Raw genomic sequence first — 7,104 nt, 5'->3', positions numbered from 1 at the left:
GTCGAGTTGACGGCGGCTTTCCTGGCGGGATCACCCAGTCAGCCGACAATGACGATCTGAGGCTCAAAAATGTCACCGAACTGGCGATTGAAGTCCCCAAAGCCTGCATTACCGGAGATGGCAACGGCACCATAGGCACCTGGACCACCGCCAGTTTGCCACAGGCCAGAATTCTGAACCCAAATGCCACCTTCACCCGGCCGGAAGTCAACGGCGGCGCGCTGACACAGGTATCAAGACTGGGCAACCCGCTGGTCAATGAGCTGGTTATCGGTCTGAAAGACAAAGATACCTTCTCTGCCGCCAAACCGGCCGATGACGCGCAGTTTGCCACTTATGTGACACACCCGAGCCTGCCGGAACTGCTGAACATTCTGTTTAAAGACGCCGTCAACTCGACTCTGGGCGCCAACTTAGCCACACTGGCCCCCACCCACTTTCCCCGTACCGATCTGGTCACAGCATTCCTGACCGGCTTTCCCGGGGTAAACCAGCTAAAAACCGTCACACCTTCAGAAATGTTACGCCTCAACACGGCCATTCCTGCCAAACCTGTGGCCCAGCAATCGTCTTTCGGTGTTGCGGGTGACGATCTGGCGGGTTTTCCTAACGGCCGCAGACCCGGAGATGACGTGGTAGATATTGCACTGCGTGTTGTCATGGGCCGTTTGTGTTACCCCATCCCGGTTAACGGAACGGATACAGATCTTGGCCTGTGCCAACCCGCAGATGCCAATGTCGGTAACGTCCCCTTTACTGATGGCGCACCGGTCAATGCCACCATGATGGATGACAGTTTCCCCTATCTGGCACCGCCTCTCTCCGGTTCTGGTACTGACATGGTTTCTGAGTAAGGAGCAGCACTATGACTAGGTCCATTCACATTTCTTTGCTGCTGTCCGCGCTGATACTGGCGGGCTGTAACGGCAGTTCAGATTCCGGCCAGAATTCGTCCGGAGGAACAAATGCGGCACCGGTGGCAATGACGCTGAGCCTGACAACACAAACCGATACCCCGGTCACCGGCTCGCTGAAGGCCACAGACAAAGAGGGTGACGCCCTTAGCTTTGCGCTCGGCAATGCACCGGCCCTGGGTTCAGTCGTCATCACACCCGATGGCACCGTCACCTACACCCCGGCCAGCGGGGTCACAGGTAATGACCAGTTTAGCTACACGGTCAGCGACGGAAACAACGAGCCTGTCAGTGCCCAGGTCTCCGTCACTATTGAGGTTCTTCAGGTCAGTTTTGCCTCGTTCAGCCGAGAGGTCTTCAACGCCCCGGCAAACAGTACGCCGAAAAGCCTGCGCGGACGGGCTGTCAACAATGACGTCAGCAGTGCCAGTTTTTATGACGACCTGCTGATGGAATAACGCGTACCTGCTGTGGCCTGCTTCAGAGGCCACATTTGTGCTGTGTTCGATCGGCCAGGGATGGCCACTTTTTAAGGAAATTGTCCCATGAATACACACTCTTTCCCCGCACTGGTGATCAGCATTGCCGTATTTTGCAGTGTCTCGGTGCTTGCAAAACCTTACCTGCCTGACAATCAGGATGCCGCTTTGCTGGTGGTGCCGGAGCTGGCCGTCAAGTCAGCGACGCTGGAAGACATTCGCACATTAATTGACGAGGCGCTGCGTCCGTCCGGCACTATTGATGGTTTCAGCCTGGCCGATGCCCTGATACAACCGCACCTGACGGCGGCCTCCGCTCCGGAAGCGCTCTACCTCTGGGCCAGAATTCAGCAGCACCAGCATGATTTCAGAGGGGCAGAGCGGACGTTAAGGCGTTTACTGGAACAGCAGCCCGATGATGCCAGTGCAATATTGCTGCTGGCCAGCGTGCAGACCATCCAGGGTAAATTCGGCCAAGCCAGACAATCGTGCCTGCAGCTTATTAGCCGCTCTTCGATGCTCGTAGCGGCTGCCTGCGCACTGGACAACAGTTTCCAGCAAGCCAAAACCCGGGAGAAGCGCGTCCAGAGCTATAGTGAGCTTCAGTCAATCGCCACGCGTTATCCGCCGCAACAGCAGGAAGACTCTGTCTGGCTCATGCAGATCCTGGCCGGTATGGCACTGGCGCTTGACCGTCCGGAAGCAGCACTGGCGCATCTCAACCTGCCTGCCGACAGTCAGCGCCCCATCAGCTACCTGAGTTTATGGGCGGATGCCCAACTGGCTCTGGATAACCCTCAGACTGTACTCACCACCCTGGCAGACATTGCCTCCCGTTCAGGGGCAACTGATGACAACCTGCTGCTGAAACTGGCCCTCGCAGAACAGATGACAGGAACATTTCAGCACTGGCAGGTTCGCTGTCTGAACCGGATCACCCTGCGCGAGCAACGCCAGGATGCCAGCCATGCCGGATTACTGGCGAGCTATTACCTGCTACTCGGTGATCGCCCTGACAGGGCGCTGTTCTGGGCAAAAATCAACTGGCAGCAAAACCGGCTGTTATCAGACAGGCAATTGCTGTTACGCGCAGAACAGGCTTTTAATCAGCAGGCATAACGCTATCAAGGAAGGGCTACCATGCGAACTCTCGTTATCATTTTTGCACTGCTTGCGGCAGCATTCTCTGCACAAGCACACCAGCTAAGCACAGCGTATCTGACCCTGGAGCAAGATAACAACGCCACGCTCAGCGGAAACTGGCAACTGCAACTGTCTGATCTGTACCCTTTGATGGCCGATAAGGGGATCGTTCTGGACGCCAATCAGGACGGCAACCTGACCTGGCGTGAAATCACAAACCAGCAGGCTGCAATACAAGCACAGTTACTGAGCCAACTGACCTTCGAGCAGGGCGGACGTCCTTGCAATATAACAGTCGCTGGCAACATGATGCTGGAATCACACGCCAACCTGCCCTACCTGTGGCTGCCGCTAGCGGTTAATTGTCCGTCGGCTGCCGGACTGAGCATTTCCTATCAGGCGATGTTCGGCATCAATACCGGCCATAAGCTGATCGTGAATATTTCTCAGCCTGAGCACAGCATCAACAGAATACTCGATACCAGCAACCGCTCACTGGCGGTCAACATGCAAGCCTCTGCCATGGGCGAAACGGCCCGTGAATATCTGTATCAGGGAATAGTCCATATCCTGATCGGTACCGACCACATCCTGTTTCTGCTGGCCTTACTCCTGACCTGCGTGCTGTATCGCGATAAACAGCAGTGGAAAGGTATCGACAGCCCTAGGTCTATACTGCTCAGCACCACCTGGATTATCACGGCCTTTACCCTCGCGCACTCTATCACGCTGACAGCCACCGCCCTCAACTGGCTGCCGTCGAGTCGCTGGGTGGAGTTCATTATTGCTCTGTCTGTGCTTTTTGCCGCGCTGAACAATATCTTCCCGCTGATCACTAAACTGGGCTGGGTGACCTTCGGGTTTGGTTTACTGCACGGAATGGGATTCGCCTCTGTGCTGGGCGAGCTGGGGCTGCCATCAAGCCATACTTTGCTGGCGGTCGTGGCGTTCAATCTAGGGGTCGAACTCGGACAGTTATCGATACTGCTGCTTGCTTTACCTGTGTTGATGCTTGTCAGACATCAATGGCGCTATCAGCGCTGGTTTATGCCCTTAGGGTCAGCCTGTATCGCCCTGGTGGCATTGCAATGGTCCATCGAACGCTTTTGATTTTGTGGTGTATATACCAAACAGACATTGTCACACTGGCGAATGTCATGACGGCTGCTAACGTTGAAACAAGCTGATAAATCAGTTTCTTAACGTATTTCTTCATCACAGTACAAGGACAGACATGGATCAGGACGATCATCTTAAACTCATCAGCGCCACGGCACTGGGCGACAGGCAGGCCTTTGCCAGGCTGTATCAGCAAACCAGCGGAAAATTGCTGGCTGTGTGCCTGAAAATGCTGGGTAACCGGGCGCTGGCCGAAGAAGCGATACAGGATGCTTACGTGAAAATCTGGCATAACGCGGCCGATTATCAGCACCATAAAGGCAGTGTCCTGACCTGGATGATCAGCATCGCCAGATACCGGGCTCTCGACATACTGCGCTACCAAAAAGTCAGGAAAGAAGACGCTTTAACGGCTGAACCTGCGCCACTGGAAGAAAACGATGACAGGTTTGCCGATCTGGATGCCGGGCATAAATTAAGCCAGTGCATTGATGAGCTGCCCCAGGAGCACCAACAGGCGATTCATCTGGCTTACTTTAACGGGCTGAGTCATCAGGAAGTGGTGCACTATCTGGATAAGCCGCTGGGAACCATCAAGAGCTGGATTCGCCGCGGGTTACAACAACTACAAAGGTGTCTGACGCCATGAACTATAACAACCAGACATTGATCGATATGCTGGCCGCTGAGTACGTACTGGGCACATTGCGCGGTCCGGCCCGGCAACGCTTTCAGACCCTGATGATGCAATCAACCCGTATTCGGGAAGCAACCTGGCAGTGGGAACAACATCTCAACGAGATCAACCAGCAGATTGCCCCTGTCGAGCCCAATGATGCAGTCTGGCAAACGATCAGCCAGCGACTCGGTTTCGATGAAAAACCAGCCAAAGAAACCAGCCGCCATGTGATCAAAAGCGGACTGTCCCGTTTGTGGCCTGTGCTGACGGGTGTGGCCACAGCGGCTTCGCTCTTGCTTGCCGTTCTGCTCTGGCGGGAAAGCCAGATCCCCCTGGCACCCGGACCTGTCCAGCATGTGGCTGTTGTTAAAGGCGAAGATGCCTCGTCATACTGGCTGATAGAAGTGCACCCGCGCGATATCACTGTCCGGGCCGGATCGTCGTTCCAGGGACTTGCCGACAAAGATTACGAGCTGTGGGCGGTGGCCGCCAATGAGCCGAACCCGGTTTCTCTTGGCCTGTTGCCGAAACAAGGCGAACTGGTGCTGGCGAAAAACACCCGCTTTGATCAGCTGGACATCCAGATGCTGGCGGTCAGTGAAGAACCTCTGGGCGGCTCGCCGTCAGGGCTGCCAACCAGGGTGCTTTATACCGCCGAATTGGACCGGCTCTAGATTAACGACATAAGTGACAGCGTCACTCAGTGATCTGCTGCGCAATATCTGTTGCAAGGTTTGCAGACCCTAAGCCATGTATCCCGCTTTTGAGCCGATGAAAAGCGGGATCAGGCAACAGACACTCCTTTAGCGCCTCAAGCCGTCTAGCATGAGGTCCAGCGATTGTGCCGCTTCATGCAATGCCATCACACTGTCTTCACTGCCTGCGATATAACGCGCTGTGTCCAGCAATGCCCCGTTGATCAGCCTGGCAAGCATAACCGGTGAGGTGTCGGGGATGGTGTTGTCCTCGATTAATTGCGACAGTAACCCGGCGATCGCTTCAATGCAGCTCATGCGGACAGCCTGGATCTGATCGCTATCAAGCACCGATGACGCGTCCCTGATCATAATCCGTTGAATATCCGGCTCAGTCGCCATCTTCAGGTAGGCATGACAGCGCCCTGAAAAAGCGCTCCAGCTGTCCGGAGCGCTGGCTGAGATCGCCTGCAGTCTGCTATCCATCTCCTGATCCAGCTGCTGGTACACGGCAAGAAACAGGCCTTTCTTACTGCCGAAGTGATGATACAACGCACCACGGGTTAACCCCGCTCGGCCAGTCAGCTCATCCATTACAGTGTCGGCAAAGCCAACGGTACCGAATAGCGCACGGGCATGCTGCAGCAAGGCAAGCCTTGTCTGTTCCATCGTGATTGCTCTGTTCATGCCAGTCATTGTCCCTAAAATATGAAAACAAGTTCATTTATAGTTGACATACACCGCGTATGTCAATTAGTTTCTTATGCATCCCATTCGTCATAAGCACGCATGGGCATATTCTTAATGACTGACTGGAGATATTCATGGCGAACCCATACAAGGAACTGTTTCACGCCCCGGGGACATTGGCTTTTTCCCTGACGGGACTGATTGCCCGCCTGCCCATTTCAATGGCGGGCATCGGGATAATCACTATGATTTCCCAGATCCATGGTTCTTATTGGCTGGCTGGTGCGGTTGCCGCTACCTTCACACTCTCAACGGCCTTGATTGCTCCTCAGATTTCCCGCCTGACAGACCGCTATGGTCAGGGCCGCATCTTGCCCTTTGCGACGGCAATCAGTGTGCTGGGTATGCTGCTGCTTTTAGCCTGTGTTCATCTGGCTGCACCTGACTGGACACTGTTTCTGTTTGCGGCGTTGGGCGGGTTTATGCCCAGCATGCCCGCCATGGTCAGAGCGCGCTGGACACACATCTACAAAGGCCAGCCTGCCCTGCACACGGCTTACTCACTGGAGTCTGTGCTGGATGAAGTCTGTTTCATCGTTGGCCCTCCTATCGCCGTCGGTCTCAGCGTGGCTGTGTCGCCCATCGCCGGGCCGTTCGCGGCAGCGCTAATGCTGGCGGTTGGCATAGCATTATTCAGTTTGCAGAAAAGAACCGAACCCCCGGTATCAGAGCAAACTGAACATCAGCAGGGATCTGCACTTGAGCCTCTCACCATGAAAATGCTGCTGCTGACTCTGATCGCTTTGGGCACCATAGTCGGTACGGTGGATGTGCTCAGTGTCGCGTTTGCCAAACAACAAGGCGTGCCTGTGGCGGCCAGTTTTGTCCTGTCGGCCTATGCCGCGGGCTCCTGTATTTCTGGTCTGGTGTTTGGCGCACTGCGTCTGAACCTCGCTCTGCCAAAACAGTTGTTACTGGCTTCCATCGCCACTGCGACAGCCACACTCCCGCTGCTGGTGGTGTACGATGTGCTGACGCTATCCGTCTCCGTTTTCGTCGCGGGCATTTTCTTCGCACCTACCATGATTGTGACTATGGGCCTTGTGGAAAAGATTGTGCCTGAGTCAAAGCTGACAGAAGGGTTTACCTGGATGATCACAGGGCTGGGGATAGGCATTGCCGCCGGTGCAGCATTAACTGGCTGGGTGATTGATGAAATGGGGATTCGCGCCGGGTTCGCCGTCACTATTGTGGCGGGCGGCGGGGTGCTGCTGGCAAGCGTGTATTGCTACCGTTTACTGCAACAACGTATGGCACTGCAAACGGCCTGATCTGCGACATATTCAGCGATATACAGCAGGTTCATGCTCTGAGCCTGCTGTTTT

The 7,104-nt window shown here is 55.0% G+C and carries 8 protein-coding genes; 7 read left to right on the top strand and 1 reads right to left on the bottom strand.

The annotated features are described in order from the left end of the window. The 6 genes from P0Y67_RS14105 to P0Y67_RS14080 all read left to right on the top strand — a co-directional run. Nucleotides 1-854: DUF4331 domain-containing protein (locus P0Y67_RS14105; protein WP_342392368.1), on the top strand; the 854-nt coding region annotated here is incomplete at its 5' end. Nucleotides 855-865: 11 nt separating this feature from the next. Further along, the gene (locus P0Y67_RS14100; RefSeq protein WP_342392367.1) at nucleotides 866-1,372 is read left to right on the top strand and encodes an Ig-like domain-containing protein; all 507 of its coding nucleotides are present in this window, start codon (nucleotides 866-868) and stop codon (nucleotides 1,370-1,372) included. Between the two features lie 87 nt (nucleotides 1,373-1,459). Beyond that, nucleotides 1,460-2,512 (top strand): tetratricopeptide repeat protein, encoded by a 1,053-nt coding sequence (locus tag P0Y67_RS14095; RefSeq protein WP_342392366.1) that lies wholly within the window; start codon nucleotides 1,460-1,462, stop codon nucleotides 2,510-2,512. Between the two features lie 21 nt (nucleotides 2,513-2,533). Then, entirely contained in the window at nucleotides 2,534-3,646 is a 1,113-nt protein-coding gene (locus tag P0Y67_RS14090) for a HupE/UreJ family protein (protein WP_342392365.1), read from the top strand. Between the two features lie 124 nt (nucleotides 3,647-3,770). Next, nucleotides 3,771-4,304, top strand: a complete 534-nt coding sequence (locus P0Y67_RS14085) for a sigma-70 family RNA polymerase sigma factor (RefSeq protein ID WP_342392364.1) — start codon at nucleotides 3,771-3,773, stop codon at nucleotides 4,302-4,304. Next, nucleotides 4,301-5,008 carry an anti-sigma factor gene (locus tag P0Y67_RS14080; protein ID WP_342392363.1) on the top strand — a complete coding sequence of 236 codons (708 nt, stop codon included), beginning with the start codon at nucleotides 4,301-4,303 and terminating at the stop codon, nucleotides 5,006-5,008. Before P0Y67_RS14085 ends, P0Y67_RS14080 begins: the two co-directional genes overlap by 4 nt. A gap of 129 nt (nucleotides 5,009-5,137) precedes the next feature. Here P0Y67_RS14080 and P0Y67_RS14075 read toward each other — a convergent pair whose 3' ends face one another. Continuing rightward, a complete protein-coding gene (locus P0Y67_RS14075) occupies nucleotides 5,138-5,716 on the bottom strand; it encodes a TetR/AcrR family transcriptional regulator (RefSeq protein WP_342392362.1) in 579 nt (192 codons plus the stop codon). A gap of 137 nt (nucleotides 5,717-5,853) precedes the next feature. Here P0Y67_RS14075 and P0Y67_RS14070 point away from each other — a divergent pair, with 137 nt between their 5' ends. Beyond that, nucleotides 5,854-7,050, top strand: a complete 1,197-nt coding sequence (locus P0Y67_RS14070; RefSeq protein ID WP_342392361.1) for an MFS transporter — start codon at nucleotides 5,854-5,856, stop codon at nucleotides 7,048-7,050. Nucleotides 7,051-7,104 lie beyond the last annotated feature (54 nt).

The organism is Photobacterium sp. SP02 (assembly GCF_038519165.1).
GTDB lineage: Bacteria > Pseudomonadota > Gammaproteobacteria > Enterobacterales > Vibrionaceae > Photobacterium > Photobacterium halotolerans.
This window is presented reverse-complemented; position numbering and strand designations above follow the sequence as displayed.